Raw genomic sequence first — 20,591 nt, 5'->3', positions numbered from 1 at the left:
GTCATAATGATGTATATGATTTAACCAGCTGTCAATCTGCGTAAGTGATTTTCAAACGCCCGGTTTCACGTGAATCCGATGGTCATCCCTCTTGCTCTATTATATGTATGATTATAATCTTTAAGACTCATGTGGCAGTTCGCCGCCGCACAGACCTTGAGGGATCCTTGACGTGAATGACGCCATTATCTACGACCACGTACGCAGCCCACGCGGCAAGGGCCGCCCGGATGGCGCACTGCATGAAGTGAGTGCCACCGCGCTGGCAGCCCAGACCTTGAGCGCTTTGCGCGATCGCAACCAACTCGATACGAGCCTGGTCGACGATGTATTACTGGGTTGCGTCATGGCGGCCGGTGAGCAAGGCGGCAATATTGCCCGGGTCGCGGCCCTGGCCGCCGACTACGACCAGAGCGTGCCGGGCCTGCAGCTCAATCGCTACTGCGCCTCTGGCCTTGAAGCGGTCAACCTCGCAGCCTCGACGCTGCGCGCTGGTGAAGCGCAGGCCATCGTTGCCGGTGGTGTCGAGAGTATGTCGAGGGTTCCTCTCGGCTCTGATGGAGGCGCCGTCTATACCGATCCCCAAGTAATCTGGAAAACCTGGTACATCCCCCAGGGTATTGGTGCCGATCTGATTGCGGAACAGGACGGATACAGTCGAGCAGACGTCGACGCGTTTGCCCTGCGTAGTCAGCAACGAGCGGCATTAGCCGAAGTGGAAGGTCGATTCAAGCGATCGCAATTCGTCGTCACCGATTTGCTCGGCCAGCCCCTCCTCGAGCGAGATGAAGCCATTCGCCATGGCGCGAGCCTGGAAGACCTAGCTCGACTCAAACCTGCTTTCGAGGCTACCGGCAGCCAGAATGGCTTTGACGCCGTGATGCTGCAGCGCTATCCGGATATCGAAGCGATCCATCACGTCCACACCGCGGGTAACTCCAGCACCATTGTCGACGGTGCAGCGGCCATTCTGCTTGGCAATGCCGAGTTCGGCCGCAAAACAGGTCTGCGCCCCCGCGCCCGTATTCGCAGTTACACCTCGATCGGTTCAGAGCCGGCCATCATGCTCACCGGCCCTGCGGCCTGTACCGAAAAATTGCTGGCCCGAACCGGGATGACCATCGCCGACATCGACTTGTTTGAAGTCAATGAAGCCTTCGCTTCGGTAGTGATGCGTTACATACGCCATTTCAACCTCAATCCCGAACGCGTCAACGTCAATGGCGGCTCAATCGCCATGGGCCACCCACTCGGCGCAACCGGCGCGATGCTTGTTGGCATCGTGCTCGATGAACTGGAGCGCCGTGACCTGAACACTGCCCTCGTCACTTTGTGTGCCGCAGCGGGGATGGCCACTGCCACCCTGATCGAGCGGATCTGAGCATGGAATCGAACGCTATGAACACCTTGAAACTAGACCTGGGCGCCGATGGCGTGGCCATCATTACCATCAACCTGCCGGATCGCCCGGTGAATGTATTTACACCCACATTCGTCAGCGATCTGCAGGCAGCGGTCGAAGAAGTCCTGTCGAACGTAGCTATCCGCGGTGCAGTCCTGACCTCGGGCAAATCCGGATTTATCGCGGGGGCCGATCTTAAGGATCTGGTCGATGCTTTCGATCAAGGCATCGATGCGGTGCAAGCCTCGCACCGCTTCGATCGCGAAAACGCGGTGATGCGTCGCATCGAAACTGGCGGCAAGCCCTTCGTCGCGGCGCTAAATGGCCTGGCGTTGGGCGGTGGTCTCGAGCTGGCGTTGGCGTGCCATCGACGTTTGTTGGTCGATGACCCGAAAGCCATCGTCGGCCTGCCCGAAGTGACCGTCGGCTTGCTACCTGCCGGAGGTGGCACCCAACGCCTGCCGCGTTTGATCGGTATAGAAAAGGCCTTGCCTCTGTTGATGGAAGGCAACACCTTGAAGCCTGTGCAGGCCTTGCAGTGGGGGATCGTCGATGAACTGGCCGACGCTACCGGTTTGCTAGAACGAGCGCGTCGCTGGGTGCTGGACAACCCGCAGGTAACTCAGCCATGGGACGTAAAAGGCTATCGGATTCCCGATGGTGCGGGCTGTCTGGCACCGCACGCCACCCGTTCCTTCCAATTCGGCACCACGCTGGCCAAAGCCGTCGGCGCGCAGAACTACCCTGCACGCCTGGCCATTCTTTCGGCGGTGTTTGAAGGCACTCAACTTCCCATGGACAAGGCTCTGGCAGTCGAAGCCAAGTACTTCGGCACGTTGCTGGCCAATCCAGTCGCGCGCAACTTGATGCGTACGATGTTCATCAACAAGGGCGCCGCCGACAAACTTGTCCGCCGACCAGCCGCGCCGGCTAAAAGCGCTGTGCGCAAACTCGGCGTAGTGGGTGCCGGAATGATGGGCGCCGGCATCGCTTACGTCGGTGCCGCTGCTGGCGTAAAGGTCATGCTCCTCGATAGCAACGCTGACGCCGCGGCCCGGGGCAAGGACTACTCCCGGCGCATCCTCGACAAAGCCGTCGATCGCGGCACCCAGACTCGGGACAAGGCCGATGCGATTCTCGCACTGATCGAGCCTTGCGCTGACTACGCGGCCTTCGACGGCTGTGATCTGGTCATCGAAGCCGTTTTCGAGAACCGTGACGTAAAAGCCTCCGTCATCGGCAAAACCGAAGCCGAGCTCTCACCCGATGCAATATTTGCGAGCAACACCTCAACGCTGCCAATCACTGGGCTGGCCGAGTATTCAGAGCGCCCAGATCATTTCATCGGCTTGCACTTCTTTTCGCCGGTAGAGCGTATGCCCCTGGTGGAAGTGATTGTCGGTAAGAAGACTAGTGAGCAAACCATTGCCCGCGCCCTGGACTTTGTCGGCCAACTGCGCAAAACCCCGATCCTGGTCAATGACAGCCCAGGCTTCTACACCAGCCGCATCTTCAGCACTTACACCGATGAAGGCATGGCGATGCTGGCCGAAGGCGTCAACCCGGCCCTGATCGAAAACGCCGCGCGTCTGGCCAGTGCGGCCACGAGCCCTCTGGCTGTGACCGATGAAGTCTCGCTGGATCTGCAGAAAAGCGTCATCGACCAGGCTCACAGAGATGGATTGGCGGAGAAGTTTCTGCGCCTGCATGCCAGGCCAGTCGTCGAGTTGATGAATTTCCTGGGCCGCCTGGGCCGCAAGAGTGGCGGTGGTTTTTATGAATTCCCACAGGGTGGCAAGAAGCATCTTTGGCCGGGGCTTGCCGAGCACTTCCCACGTGCCGCGCTACAACTGGATGTCGAGACTGTCAAGGACCGTCTGCTCTATATCCAGGCGCTGGAAACCGCGCGCTGTGTCGAGGAAGGGGTGCTGAACTATGCCGCCGATGCCGATCTGGGCAGCATCCTCGGGCTGGGTTTCCCCTCCTGGACCGGTGGCACGCTCTCATTGATCGATACCTTGGGTGCCCAAGCTTTCGTTGTTCGTTGCGATGAGTTGGCCAATGCCTTCGGCGAACGTTTCCGGCCTTCGGCCTGGCTACGTGCCCGTGCCGAGCGCGGTGAGCGCTTCCACCCACGTAACGACGCGGCCTGAGAGGACAGTACATGCTCCAGAATCGACTGATCTTTGACAGCGACCATGAATTGTTTCGCGACCAAGTCCGCAAATTTGTGCAAAAGGAGATCGGCCCCCACGTCGATCATTGGCGTGAGGCCGGGCGTTGCGACCGGGAAATTTTTCGCAAGGCCGGTGCCCAGGGTTTGCTGCTGATGTGGGCCGATGAAGCTTATGGTGGTTCCGGCGTCGATGATCTGCGCTACGAGCAGATCGTCTACGAAGAAGTGATTCGCCACGGCGATATAGGCGTGTTCTTCACCCTGCACTCACGCATTGTCGGCCCCTACTTGCAACGCTTCGGCACGGAGGAGCAGCGCCAACGCTATCTGCCGGGCTGCATCAGTGGGGAGACCATTCTCGCCGTCGCCATGACCGAACCTGACGCCGGGTCGGACTTGGCAGGCATGAAAGCGCGCGTGGAGGACTGTGGCGATCACTGGCTGCTTAATGGCTCCAAGATGTACATCTCCAACGGACTCAATGCCGACTTGATGGTGGTCGCAGCTCGGACCGGCAGCGAACGCTATGCAATCGGTCTGTTTCTGGTGGAAGCGGATTGGCCGGGCATAAGTCGTACGCCGTTGGCGAAGATGGGCCTCGATGCCCAAGACACCGTGATTGTGTTCTTCGACGATGTGCGCATTCCGAAGACCAATGGTCTTGGCGATCCGCAGAAAGGCTTTACGTACCTCGCCGAAGGTCTGGCCGAAGAGCGTTTGCTTTCAGCCTGCCAGTCAATAGCTCATGCCCAGGTCGCCTTCGACCTGACCCTGGACTATGTCAAAGATCGCAGAGCCTTCGGCCGTCCAGTCGGCACCTTCCAAAACAGCCGGTTCAAGCTGGCGGAGCTACGCGCCCTGCTTGATTGCCAGCAGACGTGGATCGACCAATTGGTGCTGCAACACAACGCCGGTCGGCTAAGTGCCGAAGCCGCCGCCTCCGCAAAGCTGCTGACCTCGGAACTCGAAGGCCGCGTCATGGATGACTGCGTACAGCTCCATGGCAGTGCTGGCTACATGGAGGAGTACCGAATTTCCCGCATGTACCGAGATGCGCGGGTGTCGCGAATCTTCGCCGGCACCAGCGAAATCATGAAAGAAATCATTGGCCGGGCCCTCGGCCTGGATGAACGCAAAGTCAAGTGAACGAGGCAGTCACCATGAAGACACGTATTACCGAAATGCTTGGCATCCGTTATCCGATCATCCAGGGCGGTATGCAGTGGGTAGGCCGTGCTGAGCTTGCATCGGCGGTATCCAATGCCGGCGGCCTGGGCATGCTGACAGGTCTTACACAACCAACACCGGAAGCCTTGGCCAAGGAAATCCGCTGTTGCCAGGAAATGACCGATAGCCCGTTCGGGGTCAACATGACCATCTTCCCGACCATTAGCCCTCCTCCTTACGACGAGTACATCGATGCAATCATCGCCAGTGGCGTGACTGTCGTCGAAACTGCGGGAAACAAAGCAGTCGATTACATGCCGAAGCTGAAAGCTGCCGGCATTCGCATCATCCATAAATGCGTTGCGGTAAGACACGCCTTGAGCGCCGAGAAACTTGGCGTGGATGCCATCAGCATCGACGGTTTTGAGTGTGCTGGACATCCTGGGGAAGAAGATATTCCTGGCTTGGTGCTGATCCCGGCCGCCGCAAAAGTGCTGAGCATTCCGGTGATCGCCTCGGGCGGCATTGGTGACGGTCGAGGTATGGCCGCCGCCCTCGCTTTGGGTGCCGAAGGGATCAACATGGGTACCCGCTTTTGCCTGACCCAGGAAGCGCCGATTCACGAAAACATCAAGGCTGCGCTGCTTAAGGGCACCGAGCGCGATACCAACCTGATCTTCCGCAGCATGAAAAACAGCGCCCGGGTATTCAAGAATGCGATCTCCGATGAAGTCGTTGCGACCGAACGTCGTCCTGGCGGCTGCGCCTTTGAAGATATCCGCCCATTGGTGGCCGGTTCTCGCGGTCGTGCGGCGCTGGAAGCTGGTGAAATCAACGAAGGGATCATCACTGCGGGCATGGTCATTGGCTTGATCGACGACTTGCCAACCTGTGAAGAACTGCTTGAGCGCATGGTTCGCGAATGTCGCGAGCGTCTGGCATTTGCCACGCGGCTGGCCAACGCCTGAATCAGCTCAGCCTTAACAAAACAGACAAGAAAGCAGGTTTTCGCATGTATCAAGGTCAAACGCTGCACCTGACCCGCCTCGACAATCAACTGGTCGAACTGTGCTTCGACCGCAAGGGCGAGGCCGTCAACAAATTCGATGCCCTGACAGTCGAAGAGCTGCGCATCGCCTGCAATACAATACGCGATACCGGTGACGTCCTTGGCCTGGTTTTGACCAGCGCCAAGGACAGCTTCATCGTGGGTGCCGACATCTTCGAATTCACTCAACTGTTTGCACGGACCGAAAGCGAACTCGCAGCCTACAATCTGGCCCAAAATCAGGTGTTCAACGAGCTGGCGCAGCTACCGCTACCGACGGTTTCGGCTATCAACGGCTTGGCGTTGGGGGGCGGTTTCGAAGTTACCCTTGCCACCGATTACAGAGTGTTAGGCAGCACCGCAAAAGTAGGTTTGCCAGAAGTCGGCCTGGGCATTATTCCCGGGCTAGGTGGTACCGCCAGGTTGCCACGCTTAATCGGCGCAGCCTCCAGTATTGACTGGATTACGTCTGGCAAACCGCAGACGTCAGCTTTGGCCAAAAAATTGGGTGCGGTCGACGAGGTGGTCGATGATTGGGCCGTAGGCGAACGCGCATTGTCCGTGTTGGCCGAGGCCGTCAATGGCCAGCGCGATTGGCAAAAACGGCGACGCCAGCGTAGCCAACACTTTGCGCTAGACGCGGAACAAAGCGCTAATGCCAAGGCCGCCATGATTGCCCGTAACCCGTTGGTACCTGCGCCGTTGTTAGCCATAGAGCTACTCGAACGCAGCGCCGGATTGTCCCTGGCTGAAGCATTGACCGAAGAAAACCGCACCTTCGCGCAGGTCGCCCAGACCCAGGCCGCTCAGGCACTGGTACAACTGTTCATCAACGATCAGTACTTGCGTAAGAAAACCCGGGAGTACGCCAAGGCTTCGCGCAAGCTGTCCCGTGCCGCCGTATTGGGCGCGGGCATCATGGGAGGCGGTATCGCCTATACCAGCGCTGCCAGCGGTGTATTGACGATCATGAAAGACATCGCTCAGCCTTCGCTGGATCTGGGAATGGCCGAAGCCGGCAAACTGCTGGACAAGCAAGTCAGCAATAACCGCATGACGCAGTTCCAGGCGGAACGGGTGCTGGAGTCGATTACACCGACGCTGGACTATCAAGGCATGGACAAAATCGACGTACTGGTTGAGGCCGTAGTGGAAAACCTCGCCGTGAAAAAAACGGTATTGGCCGAAGTCGAAACCCAGGTTGCCTCTACCACTGTACTGGCGTCCAACACCTCATCGTTGTCCATCACTGAACTCGCAAGTGCACTGCAACGTCCTGAAAACTTCGTTGGCATGCACTTCTTCAATCCAGTGCCAGTCATGCCGCTGGTCGAAGTAATCTGTGGCCCGCACACCAGCCAACAATCGGCTGCAACGGTTGCCAGCTATGCGGCGACGCTGGGTAAAACGCCGATCGTAGTCAAAGATTGCCCAGGTTTTCTGGTCAATCGCATTTTGACCGCCAACGTCCTCGCCTTTTTACGACTGATTCATGATGGCGCAGACTACCAAGCCGTCGACCAGGCCATGGAAGCCTTTGGTTGGCCAATGGGGCCGGCGTACTTGCAGGATGTGATCGGCATGGACACTTCGCGCCATGTGATCGATTGCATCAGTCAGGGTTATGGCGATCGCATGCTGCCGGGCTTTACCCATGCTGTCGAACTCATGGTCGCCGACAAGCGCATGGGCCAGAAGAACGGATTGGGCTTCTACCGTTACGACCGAGATATCAAGGGCCGGCTGGTGAAATCGGTTGATCCGCGCACGCAGATTTTATTGACCCGTGTGCAGCCACAAGGACGTTGTGAATTCAGCTCCGAAGAAATCGTCGAGCGCATCATGCTGCCAACGCTGATTGAAGCAGCCCGGGCACTCGAAGAAGGCATCTGCGAAAGCGCCATTGAAATCGACATGGCACTGATCCTCGGCGTTGGTTTCCCAAAGCCAGTGGGTGGAGCCCTCAAGTATGCAGATTGGGTCGGATTGCCGGCTCTTGTTGAGCGTTGCGACCACTACGCAAATCTCGGAGGTCTATATCACGTCCCTCCTCGTATGCGCGAGATGGCGGCGGACAATCTGAAGTTCTACTCATGAGTTCATTCTTGAAGCTGCTCTCGGAGCACAGCGCGTGAAGGTACTTGTCGCCGACCTATTCCCGGCCGTGCCGCAGCTATTAATCGAACTGGACACTGCCGGCGCGTGAGTGCCTCTCTCCATCATTTGAAGTGGAAGTAATCATGGACTTCACCCTGTCACCCGAACTGCTTGACTTGCAAAACCGTACGCGTGCCTTTATCGCCGAGCACATTATCCCGCTCGAAAAAGATCCTCGCTGCACGGCGCATGGCCCGACTGAAGACCTGCGCAGGGAAATGATCTCGCTGGCACGCAAGGCCGGGCTGCTGTCCTCGCACATGCCCAGCGAGTTGGGCGGGCTGGGTCTGAATCATCGAGCGAAGGCGATTCTCTTCGAAGAGGCGGGTTATTCGCCCCTGGGGCCTGTAGCACTGAACATTGCTGCGCCCGACGAGGGCAACATGCACATGATGGAAGTCATCGCGACGCCTGACCAGAAGCAGCGTTGGCTCAAGCCCCTCGCCTTGGGCGAAATTCGCTCGTGCTTCTGCATGACCGAACCTTCCCCTGGTTCGGGATCGGACCCAGGCATGCTCGCCACCACTGCTGTACTCGACGGTGACGATTATCTGATCACCGGTGAAAAATGGTTCATCACCGGGGCCGAAGGGGCGAGTTTCGCCATCATCATGGCCAAGCTAGAGGATGGCCGCGCGACCATGTTCCTCGCCGACATGGACCGTCCGGGCATTCAGATCGTACGTGCAATGGATGCTCTTGACTCATGCTTCCCCGGGGGACATGCCGTGGTGCGTTTCGACAAGCTCCGGGTACCTGCCAGTGACGTACTAGGTGAGCCTGGTGAGGGGCTCAAATATGCTCAGGTGCGCTTGTCCCCAGCTCGCTTGACCCACTGTATGCGCTGGCTCGGCGCGGCGCGTCGTGCCCATGACGTGGCGACCCGCTACGCGGCCCAACGCCAGGCTTTCGGCAAATGGCTCGGCGAGCATGAAGGCGTCGGCTTCAAGCTGGCTGACAACGAAATGGACCTGCACATCACTCGTCTTGCCGTCTGGCACTGTGCTTGGGTTTTGGACCAGGGCAATCTCGGGCGGCACGCCTCCAGTATCGCCAAGGTGATTTCATCCGAAGCGATCTGGCGCGTGGTCGACCGCAGCGTGCAGGTTCTGGGTGGCCAGGGCGTCACCCACGAATCGATCGTCGCGCGGATTTTTGCCGATGTGCGGGCTTTCCGCATCTATGACGGCCCATCGGAAGTACATCGCTGGAGCATCGCGAAGAACATTCTGCGTCCACACACTCAGGCTCGCTGAGCGCGCCCCACTCGATCAAGGAGTTTTCCGTGAAACAAGCCTATATCGTCGATGCGCTGCGCACGCCCACCGGCAAACGAGCCGGCAGCCTGTCCCAGGCACACCCCATGGACATGGGTGCTCATGTAATAAAGGCGTTGGTGGAACACAACACGATTCCTGCCGAGAACTATGACGACGTCATCTTCGGCACCATCGATGCCATTGGCCCAAATGCCGGTAACCTGGCGCGCTTTTGCTGGCTGGGTGCCGGCCTGCCCGATAGCGTGCCCGGCGTGACCATCGACCGCCAGTGTGGCTCGTCACAGCAAGCCGTGCATTTTGCTGCCCAGGCGGTCATGAGTGGAACGCAGGACGTGGTGATTGCTGGCGGCGTGCAAAATATGAGTCAGATTCCGATCAATACCGCGTTGTACATTGCCAAAGACCTCGGCTTTAGCGATCCCTGGACCACAGCGCAAACCTACCGCGCCCGCTACGGCACGCAACAGCTCGCGCAATTCGAAGCCGCCGAGCGCATTGCGCGCCATTGGGGCTTCACTCGCCAAGACATGGAAGCCTATGCCCTGAGTTCTCACGAACGCGCTCTGGCGGCCATTGAGCAAGGGCGTTTCGACCATGAGATCGTGCCCTACGGCGATCTGCGTATGGATGAAACAGCCCGGCGTAGCAGCCTGGAGAAAATGGCCACGCTGCAGACCCTTTTGCCAGACGGCCAACTGACCGCGGCTACCAGCAGCCAGATGTCCGACGCCGCCAGTGCCGTGTTGGTCTGCTCCGAAGAAGCGGTCAAACGTTATGGCCTGAAACCACGGGCACGCATTGTCCATATGAGCGTGCTTGGCGATGATCCGGTGTGGATGCTCACCGCCCCTATCGCTGCGACTCGCCGAGCCCTGGAAAAATCCGGCCTGCGCATGGCAGATATTGACCTTGTGGAGATCAACGAAGCCTTCGCTAGCGTCGCTATGGCCTGGCTTCAGGAAATGGATTACCCGAGCGAACGGACCAACGTCAACGGTGGCGCCATTGCCCTGGGTCACCCTATCGGCGCAACCGGCACCAAACTGATGACCACCCTGCTCCATGAACTGGAGCGCAGCGGAGGTCGCTATGGCTTGCAGACCATGTGCGAAGGCGGTGGATTGGCCAACGTGACCATCATCGAGCGGCTTTGAGCCCATCGTCCCAAGGAGTTGCATGATGAATACAGCCGTCACTGTCACCCACCACGATACTGTCGCCCTGGTAAGCCTGAATCTGCCGGAAAAGCGCAACAGCCTGGTTCCTGAGCTCTATCGCCGCTTGGCCGACGAGCTTGAGAACCTGCAAGATAATGAGCAAGTCCGGGTAATCGTACTTAGCGGTGGTCAGCATTTTTGCGCGGGGGGGCCACTGGATGGCCTTGATACCCGGCCGATGGTTATGCGCAAGGATATGCGCTGCGGCCATCGGGTGATCCGTGCCATCGTAAATGGCCGGGTGCCCGTGATCGCCGCCGTGCAAGGCGCTGCATTCGGTGCCGGGCTGTCATTGGCGGCAGCCTGCGACTTCGTCGTGGCCGATGCCGACAGCCGCTTTGGTGCAGTGTTCGGTAAAGTGGGGGTTATGCCAGACTGGGGCGCGCTGTGGACCCTGCCCCAGCGTATCGGCCTTCCTCGAACTCGCCAACTGGTCATGTTCCAGCAGATTCTTGGCGGCGAAGAAGCGGCACAACTCGGCCTCGTCGACTTTCTGGCTGAGCCTGGCCAGGTTTTGGAGACCGCGCTCCAACGCGCTCAACAGTTGGCCAGCAGCGCACCTGGACCGCTTTCAGCGACCAAGTCTTTACTGGGGCGACACCCTTTGAGCCTGGAAACCCTGCTTGATTGGGAGGCCGATACCCAAGCGCTACTGATCGGTTCCGAAGATTTCGCCGAGGGCCGCGAAGCGTTTTTCAAGAAGCGTGCAGGAGTTTTCCGTGGGCTCTGATACCGCCATGCAACACTTGGCCACAGCCTCCGCAACTTGGGATGGCATAGATATCGCGCCCCTGCTTGACGTTTTGGAAGTGGGCCCGGACCACTTCACCTGCAACTGCTTTCACTCCAATCAGAATGCTGCGATCTACGGCGGGCAAACGCTCGGTCTGGCAGTCGCGGCTGCGATCGCCACCGTTGAAGCGCATTTGCATCCTCATGTACTTCAAGTCAGCTTTCTGGCTGCTGGCGATGTCAATGCCCCGCTGTCGATTGAAGTCGAACGCATCCAGCAAACCCGGCGCTTTGCCGCGCGACTAGTTCGATTGGTGCAACACGGACGTTCCATTGCCATCGCCACGCTGTCCTTCCATACCGGTGAAAGCGGCATGGAGCACCAACAGGACTGTGATCCCGTGCCCGATCCGGAAAGCTTGATGGGACTAGCGCAAGTTCGCGAAGCGTTCCATCAACGACTTAATCCCATCGAGCGGGTGTTCATCGGTAAAACCCGTTCAGTGGATATCCGCCCGACGGACCCGGAACAGTTTGTCCTCGGCCGAGACGATCAAGCCAAGATCAGCTACTGGATGCGCCCCACTCAGTCCCCAAATCTACCAGCACGCTTGCAACCGGCAGTGCTCGCTTATCTAAGTGACTTCTGGTTCGGCATCACAGCACTGATGCCTCACCGCGAACACAAGCTGGGGGATGACCTGTTTGTTTCCAGCCTCAATCACACGATCTGGTTCCACCAGCAGGATGTGCAAGCGGATGAGTGGTTGCTGGTCTCCGCCCACAGTCCTTCGACCAGTCTGGGGCGCGGTTTGACCTTGGGTCATGTGCATGATCAGAAAGGAAGATTGGTGGCGACGTTAGGACAGGAAGGCCTGTATCGATTGCGTTGAATCGTGCAAATGAAAAGATGGGCATGGGTGTTCCTTTGAACTTTCATGACAAGCGACTATTACAACCTTTGAGTAGTTGACCCGCTTCCGCCTCCACTGAAGAAATGGCACGCCATGACGTAGTCTCGGAGGAGAAGTTAGCGTTAGGTCGAACGCTTCACGACCGGCTGTTAACGGCCCAGAGTGTGTAAAAACGTCAGATTGGGTTTTCTATATCGACGCTAGGAGAAATGCTGTTTATCGTTTGTGCCTTATAGGCTTCTTTGCTCATGCGTAACCTCTGTTTTTCTTGATTGTTACTCCAGAAACACGAAATTAGGTGAGGCGGAAAGGCGACATGGCTTTTGGCACATTAGAGGAGAGTGTAGCAACATGCCCATGGTCTGCTTTTGACTGATTTCTGCCCTTCGCGACGGGCAGAAATCGGCCAGGAGCGGACAGTCGAGTTTATGTCCACCGGGGACGTCGCATTACTGACTGTTTGGACTTCAGATAAAATCAATGAGGTTGCCGTAGCCTCTGAAGTTCCCTCTTCAACCAGGTGCTTGCCGATTCTACGCCTTCTGGACATCGCACCTCATAGGCACGGCCACTCATACTGCTTTTAGTGGCAGCAAGATCGATGAAGTCTTCTGCGCGGTTCACCATGTTCTTGCCTTCCAGATAACTCAGCTTCTTCTCCAGATGCGCCCGAGCACGGGGACCTGGGTACTCGCTCCCGTTGCGCACAAACTGACACTCACTGTGCTCGACAAAGTCCAGCAAGCCGTTTATCTCTTGAGTGGCTTGAGGGGTGGCTGGAACCTGCCCATTAGTGACGATTGCGATAAGGCTGATACCCGCCGCCATTATCAATTGGTTGATAAGCCGCGCCGTGCCCCCCATCCACATCCGCATGATTCATCCCGGTCCTGAAGGTGAAATGAATGGAGTTACCTCCAACAGCTACAACATCCTCTCCAGCCCGATCGTGCTGCTAAGCCACGAATTGAAACGTCGCCACCAACTCCCCGGCTCCTTGGTCAACGTATGCTGTTTGCCGTCATCCTCAGTGACCCAGACCAGCTGATTCTTTTCCAGCACGGCATGATAACTGAGAGTGGGTGCCATACCCTCCAGGGCCAGTTTGCGCACCCGTCCGGCGAGTTCCGGATTATCCACCAACACCCCGACTTCGGTGTTCCACAATAATGAGCGCGAGTCGAAATTGAACGAGCCGATAAAAGCTTTCTGCTGGTCGAAAATCATCGCCTTGCTATGCAGGCTGGAGTCGGAACTGTTGGAAGATCCGCTGTGAAACAGGCGCGGTCCGCTGTCGCTGTCGCCATTGTCGCCGGACTGGCGGCGTAATTCGAACAGCTGCACACCATGCTCCAGCAAGGTTTTGCGATAAGGGGCGTACGCACCGTGCGCGGCGGGCACATCGGTGGCTTCCAGTGAGTTGGTCAGCAAGCTGATCGACACGCCGGCGTCGGCACGATTGGTCAAGTACACCAACCCCGGTTGGCCGGGCACCATGTAGGCCGAAACCATGATCAGCTCCTTGCTGACGCCGTCCAGCTCGGGTGCCAACTGGGTGGTCAACAGCAAGTGCGGGGCGGGGTCGCCCTTCGACAAGACCTTGCTCGGTGCATCCCACATCGCCTTGTTCCAGGCCCAGATCAGTTCCCGGCGCCAGACATGCAGGCGTGGGTGAGTGGTGTAGCTCATCAATTGCTGGTAGAGCGCATGATTCTGTTTGCGAGTTTCCTCCAGGGATTCGTCCAGCCGGGTCCGGAGGTTTTTCAGGTCCCTGGTCGTCGACTGGGTCGAGAGAAATTGCTCGATCGGCTTGCTCAGGGCACTGTTCCAGTATTGATCAAAACCATGTCCCAACTGTTCTGCGACCGGACCGACACTGAGCATGTCGATGTCTTTGAAATTTTTATCGGGCTGCGCATCGAAATACTCGTCCCCCAAATTGCGCCCTCCGACGATTGCCACGCAGTTGTCCGCCACCCACAATTTGTTGTGCATGCGTCGGTGTTGCTGCGACAGATTGAACAGCCGGCCCATCGTTCGCGTCATGACGGTGCTGCGGCCCAAGTGTAGCGGGTTGAACACGCGGATCTGAATCTGCGGGTGCGCAGCCAGCGTCGCGATCATTCGGTCCAGGTCATCGCTGGCGGTGTCATCGAGCAGAATCCTCACGCGGACTCCGCGGTCGGCGGCGTCGAGCAGCTCGCTCACCAGTATCCGCGTACTGATGCCGTCGTGGACGATGTAATACTGTAAGTCGAGGCTGCTTTGGGCGTTGCGAATCAGCTCGGCGCGGGCGGTGAAAGCCTCGGCACTATCGGATAACAAGCGAAAGCCCGATTGGCCCTGATGGGAAGCTACCTGGGCCTGGATAGAACGACCGAACGCCGAATCGCTCGCGGGCAAGGCCTGACTGGGTTCGTGAGGGACATTGAGTGTCGTACAGCCACCAAAGAGCAAGGCGAGCAACAGAAGTGCAAGCAGGGGCTGTTTGATTCTCACGGAGCGTACTCCGGGTGGTGGCGATCAGGGATGCCGGATCCCGAAGAATGGCCAGTTGGTTTCCACCAACACTCTGGTCGCATCGACCTTGCGCACTGTTTCTTCGATCTGCGGGGTTGTTTTGGAGCGTAGTTCATCCGCTGGCAATTGCGGTATCTGTCCCACTGCGGAAAGATGTTGCAGACAGCAATCGGCAAGAAAAAAACCAACTGCCAAAGATTATGAAAATGACACCGCGACTCATTTCATATCCACCACCCTTCATGCACAAGAATCGTTTCCCCGTGTAGGAGAGCAACTACTCCCAAGGGCGCAAAAGGTCTTTGATGGAGAAAAAGCCAGGGCAAGTGCGAATGATCTGAGCTCTTGGGCTTTTTTGATATGGGTTCGAAGTCCGATAGAGTAAGTCGAGTGTTACATTTCGAACAGGAGAAGCTGAGTGAATATAAATTGGGAAGGCTTATCGCCAATCTCTGGTGACGTTCTCGTCATCGAGGATGACCCCACGCTGCGCACGCTCATGACGGATATTCTGACCGAGATCGGCGCCCACTCCCTGGCCTTCGAAACGGCCGACGATGCCATCACCTATCTTTTAGAAACACAGGGTCAATGCATTCTGGTGATCGCTGACCAAGGCTTGCCTGGCCAAATCCAAGGGGCGGAATTCATAGAGAAGGTGAGAAGTAAATGGCCCTCAATCGCTTCGATCTTGACCTCAGGCTATGAGCTGAAACCCAGCGAGATCCCTTCTTCAACAGTTTATTTGCATAAGCCCTGGGGATTGGACGATCTCGTCATTGCCATCGCAGGCCTGCTCCAGCCCGGTAATCCCATTCATAAACATTAGGCTCGCTCTGAAGCTGTTTCCATCTACGTTTGCGATGTCTTCGCGTCAGAAAGGCGACTTATCAACTGGGGGGGCGACGATTCGCTGATGAAGGTATTCCACGCCTTATAGGCGACACTGTGTCTCAGTGTCGCACACGCCCATCGCTCACCGTTCATCTCGCGAGAGGAAACCAACATCATCATATCGTTGGTCGCCCCATCAAGTTCAAGAAGAAGCTGGTGAGATTTAAAGCGGAAGTCTTCAGTGCTAAGCATGCTAGTACCACCCGGGTAGAGTCTGACTCAAAAACTACGAGTCTCCCGCGCATGTTCGACCACTCCGCCAGAAAAAGCTATTTGGTTAGCTGTCATCTCGCTGCGAAGCTCGCCGACGAGATGGGCAATCGCCTGGCTAGACGCCAGGGTGATTGCCGAAACGCCGGTAACCAGTAGCTCCACACGACCTGAAGAAGGTTCGACGACCTTGATCATCAACGATCCGTCCGGATTCACGGTGCAAGAACAAGAAAGGGGCAGGAAGCCACATTCAATAATGTGGCGTAATTCAAGAATGGAGATCATGACCTTCGTCCCAGAGTCGGGTTGGTGAACTGCTGCCTATAAAGGATAGTCTCCCCTTAGGTGCCGCAGCCTAAAAACCGACCACCTGTGACCTTCCTTCCATGAGGCTCCCGAGTGACGGGAAGGTCCGTTATGGGTCGAACACGGTCATTGGAAACAATTATAGGTCAGGGATTCGAACCCCTTCGTGAGTGCTCGTAGGTCGCTACAGGCCCTTAAAAACGGTGTTCATGTGTTTTTTCAAAGGCGCCCGGCGGTCTATGACGGTCTATGACGGTCCATAAACTGCCCTAATTTTGCCCTAAAGCTTCCGACTGCTGGCGACTTTTGGTGAATTTCTGCCCGTCTTTACCGACAGGAGCTCTATTGAGTTATCCAGCAGATAACACTGACAACTTTACCAAACCTGTATCGACTCAGCAGCTATAGAATACATCAGAGTTAAGCCCATCGTCCCCATATATACCGTCGACTCTCTTAATTTAAAAGATATAGATGGATTTCGTGCATTCGCCTCTCGAGGACAATTTGCCCCAGATGAAACCACATGCTCTGCGGCGATGACTTTCGTGTTTCCACGCCAGATCGCAGACCTTTTGAGTGAAACAAGACCAGCATATGTATATGGCATTCGTCAGTCCAATGATGCTTTGGAGAAAGTAAGATTAAAACGGATAGAGCAAGGAGTTGATGACCTTTATTATCTTAAGTCAATGTGCGCCAATCAAAAAGATAAAAATTACTACAATGGCTATATAAATTTTTACATGAACCTGCAAACTGACATCAAGGCGATTTTGCCCTTTGCAGACCAAAATTACCAAACTAGCGTAGCCAAACAACAATCCGTACCAGAACCAAAGACACGTCCCCCTCGTCCGTTTGATCTACCGAAGGCGATGAAATTCGCTTCGTGCTCCGCTCTCTTTACGTCATTCAATCAAGTAATTCAGTCGCACGGAAAACCCGGAAATCCAACCTTGACCGATGGTGGGATAGACATGGCTATCGCCAGCGTAGTTTATTCAAATGTTGACTATCTCCTTAACAACACCCAGCCTTGGGTAGATAAGTACACTACCGAAATCGACGCTAACTTTGTAGATGTCGACGCCATGTTTAGACCTAAGGCAGAAGGCTGTATTGCTACCTACAGAGCCAACCTACCGGAAATAAAATTGTATGACGATGAGGCACGCGCTGAGTTTTTTACAAAGGCCAAAACCCTCATCAGCCAATAAGTTTCTTATTGATATCCTCTGTAATTTTCAGTATTCGCCTGAAAGCCATAGTTGATTTTTGAGGAGATCAAATTTGGCCTCCTCTCACCTTACTAGGCAAATAAAGCCACCGTGAAATTCTGACCAGATAGAAATCAGTAAGTTAATGTCATACACCGACCTCACGTAAAAAACCCGCACATAGTGTGCGGGTAGTTTTCACAACGGCTTTTCTCAACGTCCCTGTTCCTTTTCGATGGTTACAGAAAATTGACGCAATCTGGTTGGAGTAGTTTCAATGATTTCAGGAACAAATTCGTCTTTTTATAAGCAATGAAATTCCGAATTAACCCATGCGCGATTCGGAAAATGATAGCTCCTTCTGGCATTTGCTCCAGCTTTTCAGTGCCGGCACTCAGCTTTCAGTTGGTTTCAGCACCGCGTCTATAGGTAAGGTCACGCTAAACGTGGTTCCCCACTCAAGGGACGATTCAACTTCAATTTTTCCGGAATGCGAGGCGACAATTTCAGCCGCGATGAACAAACCGAGGCCCAAGCCGGCGGCTGGGCCATGATCGCGTCCGCTATGACTGGAATAACTCTCCAATGGGTTGAAGATAAGATGCACTTTGTCTTCAGGTATCGGGTCGCCGTGATTGTGAACGCTAAACAGAACTTGGCTGTTGAGCCTCCGCAACACCACCTTGATCGGTTGTTGAATGTCGCCGTGCCGTAGCGCGTTGCCGATCAAGTTTGAAAAAACCTGGCTCATGCGAACGGGATCAAACAGCCCAATGACGGCTGCCTTGGATTCAAAATCGATTCTGGCGGCGGGATGGTAAGTACGCAGTTCTTCCACTACGAGTGTGCACACCGGGTTGAGATTGGTGGCCTCCTTCACGACCTTGATTCCAGCCCCCAGATTACAGCGGGTGAGGTCCAGCAAGTTTTCCACTATTTGATTCGCATGGTTGACGCTGTCATGGATCTGCGTGCAGATCCTTTCTTGGCGTTCAGTTAGATCATGGGGCCGCATCAGCATTTCCGTTCCCATTAAGATTGCGCCCATCGGGTTACGTAGATCGTGCCCCAACACGCCGAGAAGCGTATTTCGCATGTTTTCCAGCGACGACAAAAAAGATGCGATTGACTCTGTAAGGGCTTGATCTATCGCTTCGTTGAAACGGATCATGTCCATGCGATACGCCTCGTTGTCCACCACTGGCTGCAGCGACCACAGCCTTAGTACGCTAGCCCGAAGGGCCCTATACTCTGAAACCATCTGATCCAGCGTAAAGCCGACGTCGAATCGTGTGACGGCATGGTGTTGCGCGGGACTCGTGCCTGCCTGCGCAGGAGCATGTCCTTGGGATTTGTCCACTTGCTGCTGTGACGATTGTTCAGTACGCAAATCCTGGGCGATGACACGCAACATTTTTTGAGCGGAATTTCGCAGGGCGTCAGCGTCCAACGACGGACCTGGGATATTCACCGAACGAGCGAAGTCCTCCCACTCCTGCAGGATTGGCTCAAGATTCGCGAGAATGAAGTCTGATAAGCGCATAACCCCATCCCTGTTTAATTCTGTTTCGACATGAAAACACCCGCCCGCCAGCGGTTATCGTTCGCTCATACTAGCAGCTCGAAGAGACCAAGGCGGAGCGCAACTCGCCAGTGAGTGGGTGGTCAAAAATTTAGGGAGAAAGGGTTTCAGCGCCGTAAACGGACTACGCTTTCGCACCGCACCCCACTCATAGGAGTCATTGGCGAGAGGAATTCTGCATGTACCCCCACCAACCCCCGACTGCCCAAATATTAGCGTGCCACTGCCTGGCCATGGAGCAGAACAAAAAGCTGTTCGAGAGGGCAAACGCGCTTAATCGACGCGCCTCAGAACTCCTCGACCTTCCCGATCTCGACAGCGAAAAGTTTCTGCATTATCTACAGCTGCGGGGGAAAGCCGAGGCGCAATACCGTGATGCACTGGAGCATCTCGAATTGTTGAACACGCAATTTCCAAACGTCGATGAGACGAAGACATTATGAGCTGACCACCCGTTTGAGGTGGTTCGCACAAGCGCGTTACCTGCCAGTACAAAGCTCAAGGGGGGGTTGATCAACGTCCGCTGTGGGTCGGTTGCCGTCCTTCAAGACAGGCTGCAACCGCCCCCTAACGGACATACTTGTAAGGCCGAAAGCTGGCGAAAAATTTCCCTATACTTGCCATTTACGGGTGGGCTCAATTCAGAGAGGGGTCAATGCTACAGTCATTTGCGTTCAAGAACAGAGACGGGCTACATGGGGTTTTTCAGAAAGAAGGAGATACCGTCCATTACTACGTTGCAAACCACTGGTACCCCATCCACGGATGTTCAGAGTGGTCGCATTGGAGACACCAGGTGGAAGGCGGCTATCGCCAAGGGGACAAAGATAGCCCCTCCGCAGCCTCAATCAGCTACTACCTACAAAGTCATGCCGAAACCATCAATCGCGAAGTCTTTGAGCTTACGACGGTAGACAAACCTGGATTCTATTTTCCTCGTATCAACAGGGGCAATGTTGGCTTCAACTACGTCAATGACGCTTTTCACCTAGATGTAAGGGCATACCGAAACATACAGGCCTCTTTGGATACTTTATTCAATGTCTTGAACCAGATTCAAGAAACTTCGGAAGCTATGGTCACAAAATCCGAGAACTCTTGATTCTTGCATGCACTGAAGTGGAGTTTCTCCTCCTGAAAGCACTCACGGAAAACGGGTTTACGAAGAAGGTTATTTACACAACTACTGACTACGCACACTGCTTGGACCTGTTCCGGCTGAATCAATGGAAGGTGGAGCTAATTCAATATCCGGCTATCAAGACCTTCGTACCGTTCAAAGGATGGGACAAAGACAACGCTACCAAGAGCCTGCCTTGGTACAGTGCTTACAATGCGGTCAAGCACAATCGAGGTGATAACATCGCAGAAGCTAACTTCGAACACGTCCTCGATGCTGTGGCGGCACTGCACATTCTTCTAGAGGCACAGTATGGTCTAGCAGTGTTCGATAAGCTTAACCAACGCTCAGAGGAGCGTAGTCTTTTCATGACTGTTGTCCTTCCGGCATGGACGCCGTCAGAGATGTCGGTGCCTATCTTTCGAAACTACCAGGGCGATACCAGCTGGGCTGGATCTCATGAGTATTTTTCAGTCCACCCTCTGGCCCCGAAAAAACCAGAGAATCGAAGGAACATTAAGATTCCTTGATGGTTGCGGCCTCAGAAGGTTAAAGGAACAAGGGTTGGCAGAGATTTATCTCGCTTGAACGCCCCCTTTAGGTCGTTTTCTGCCCCTCGTGACAGGCAGAAATCGGCCAAAAG

18 protein-coding genes are annotated in these 20,591 nt (G+C 55.6%); 14 read left to right on the top strand and 4 right to left on the bottom strand.

The features are described from left to right. Positions 1-172: 172 nt before the first annotated feature. The 9 genes from ACIPL2_RS21185 (at position 173) to ACIPL2_RS21145 (ending at position 12,072) form a co-directional block, all read left to right on the top strand. Positions 173-1,381, top strand: a complete 1,209-nt coding sequence (locus ACIPL2_RS21185) for an acetyl-CoA C-acetyltransferase (RefSeq protein ID WP_401359277.1) — start codon at positions 173-175, stop codon at positions 1,379-1,381. Between the two features lie 17 nt (positions 1,382-1,398). Next, positions 1,399-3,555: a 3-hydroxyacyl-CoA dehydrogenase NAD-binding domain-containing protein gene (locus ACIPL2_RS21180; RefSeq protein ID WP_401359274.1), complete on the top strand. Its 2,157-nt coding sequence runs from the start codon at positions 1,399-1,401 to the stop codon at positions 3,553-3,555. Positions 3,556-3,566: 11 nt separating this feature from the next. After that, positions 3,567-4,724 (top strand): acyl-CoA dehydrogenase family protein, encoded by a 1,158-nt coding sequence (locus ACIPL2_RS21175; protein ID WP_401359272.1) that lies wholly within the window; start codon positions 3,567-3,569, stop codon positions 4,722-4,724. Next, positions 4,721-5,713, top strand: coding sequence for an NAD(P)H-dependent flavin oxidoreductase (locus tag ACIPL2_RS21170; protein WP_401359269.1), 993 nt, complete (start codon positions 4,721-4,723; stop codon positions 5,711-5,713). Before ACIPL2_RS21175 ends, ACIPL2_RS21170 begins: the two co-directional genes overlap by 4 nt. Positions 5,714-5,757: 44 nt before the next feature. Next, a complete protein-coding gene (fadB, locus tag ACIPL2_RS21165) occupies positions 5,758-7,890 on the top strand; it encodes a fatty acid oxidation complex subunit alpha FadB (protein ID WP_401359267.1) in 2,133 nt (710 codons plus the stop codon). 143 nt (positions 7,891-8,033) lie between these two features. Next, positions 8,034-9,206: an acyl-CoA dehydrogenase family protein gene (locus ACIPL2_RS21160; RefSeq protein WP_401359264.1), complete on the top strand. Its 1,173-nt coding sequence runs from the start codon at positions 8,034-8,036 to the stop codon at positions 9,204-9,206. Between the two features lie 29 nt (positions 9,207-9,235). After that, positions 9,236-10,384 (top strand): acetyl-CoA C-acetyltransferase, encoded by a 1,149-nt coding sequence (locus tag ACIPL2_RS21155; protein WP_401359261.1) that lies wholly within the window; start codon positions 9,236-9,238, stop codon positions 10,382-10,384. A 25-nt stretch (positions 10,385-10,409) separates the two neighbouring features. After that, complete coding sequence (locus tag ACIPL2_RS21150; protein WP_401359259.1) at positions 10,410-11,177, top strand: enoyl-CoA hydratase/isomerase family protein; 768 nt, start codon at positions 10,410-10,412, stop codon at positions 11,175-11,177. After that, positions 11,167-12,072: an acyl-CoA thioesterase gene (locus ACIPL2_RS21145; RefSeq protein ID WP_401359256.1), complete on the top strand. Its 906-nt coding sequence runs from the start codon at positions 11,167-11,169 to the stop codon at positions 12,070-12,072. Before ACIPL2_RS21150 ends, ACIPL2_RS21145 begins: the two co-directional genes overlap by 11 nt. A 498-nt stretch (positions 12,073-12,570) precedes the next feature. Here ACIPL2_RS21145 and ACIPL2_RS21140 read toward each other — a convergent pair whose 3' ends face one another. Continuing rightward, entirely contained in the window at positions 12,571-12,969 is a 399-nt protein-coding gene (locus tag ACIPL2_RS21140) for a DUF5329 domain-containing protein (protein ID WP_401359253.1), read from the bottom strand. Positions 12,970-13,017: 48 nt separating this feature from the next. After that, positions 13,018-14,592, bottom strand: coding sequence for a phospholipase D family protein (locus ACIPL2_RS21135; protein WP_401359250.1), 1,575 nt, complete (start codon positions 14,590-14,592; stop codon positions 13,018-13,020). 439 nt (positions 14,593-15,031) lie between these two features. Between ACIPL2_RS21135 and ACIPL2_RS21130 the strand changes: the two genes are divergently transcribed. Then, complete coding sequence (locus tag ACIPL2_RS21130; RefSeq protein ID WP_401359248.1) at positions 15,032-15,442, top strand: response regulator; 411 nt, start codon at positions 15,032-15,034, stop codon at positions 15,440-15,442. Positions 15,443-15,726: 284 nt separating this feature from the next. Here the strand turns inward: ACIPL2_RS21130 and ACIPL2_RS21125 are convergent, their stop codons facing one another. Beyond that, positions 15,727-16,005, bottom strand: a complete 279-nt coding sequence (locus tag ACIPL2_RS21125) for a DUF1652 domain-containing protein (RefSeq protein ID WP_401359245.1) — start codon at positions 16,003-16,005, stop codon at positions 15,727-15,729. 560 nt (positions 16,006-16,565) lie between these two features. On the opposite strand from ACIPL2_RS21125, the gene ACIPL2_RS21120 reads away from it, so the two are divergent. Continuing rightward, the gene (locus ACIPL2_RS21120) at positions 16,566-17,246 is read left to right on the top strand and encodes a hypothetical protein (RefSeq protein WP_401359242.1); all 681 of its coding nucleotides are present in this window, start codon (positions 16,566-16,568) and stop codon (positions 17,244-17,246) included. Positions 17,247-17,640: 394 nt separating this feature from the next. Here the strand turns inward: ACIPL2_RS21120 and ACIPL2_RS21115 are convergent, their stop codons facing one another. After that, positions 17,641-18,789: a sensor histidine kinase gene (locus ACIPL2_RS21115; protein ID WP_401359240.1), complete on the bottom strand. Its 1,149-nt coding sequence runs from the start codon at positions 18,787-18,789 to the stop codon at positions 17,641-17,643. A 218-nt stretch (positions 18,790-19,007) separates the two neighbouring features. Here ACIPL2_RS21115 and ACIPL2_RS21110 point away from each other — a divergent pair, with 218 nt between their 5' ends. The 3 genes from ACIPL2_RS21110 to ACIPL2_RS21100 all read left to right on the top strand — a co-directional run bounded on the left by ACIPL2_RS21110 (position 19,008) and on the right by ACIPL2_RS21100 (position 20,478). Further along, the gene (locus ACIPL2_RS21110; RefSeq protein ID WP_401359237.1) at positions 19,008-19,271 is read left to right on the top strand and encodes a hypothetical protein; all 264 of its coding nucleotides are present in this window, start codon (positions 19,008-19,010) and stop codon (positions 19,269-19,271) included. 353 nt (positions 19,272-19,624) lie between these two features. Next, positions 19,625-19,930, top strand: coding sequence for a hypothetical protein (locus ACIPL2_RS21105; protein WP_401359235.1), 306 nt, complete (start codon positions 19,625-19,627; stop codon positions 19,928-19,930). A gap of 17 nt (positions 19,931-19,947) precedes the next feature. Further along, on the top strand, positions 19,948-20,478 hold the full coding sequence (locus ACIPL2_RS21100; RefSeq protein ID WP_401359233.1) for a hypothetical protein: 531 nt from the start codon (positions 19,948-19,950) through the stop codon (positions 20,476-20,478). Positions 20,479-20,591: the final 113 nt, after the last annotated feature.

The sequence above is a fragment of the Pseudomonas sp. NPDC086251 genome, from assembly GCF_044746405.1.
Classification (GTDB): domain Bacteria; phylum Pseudomonadota; class Gammaproteobacteria; order Pseudomonadales; family Pseudomonadaceae; genus Aquipseudomonas.
The sequence above is the reverse complement of the archived record's forward strand: the minus strand, read 5'-3'. Positions and strand labels throughout refer to the sequence as shown.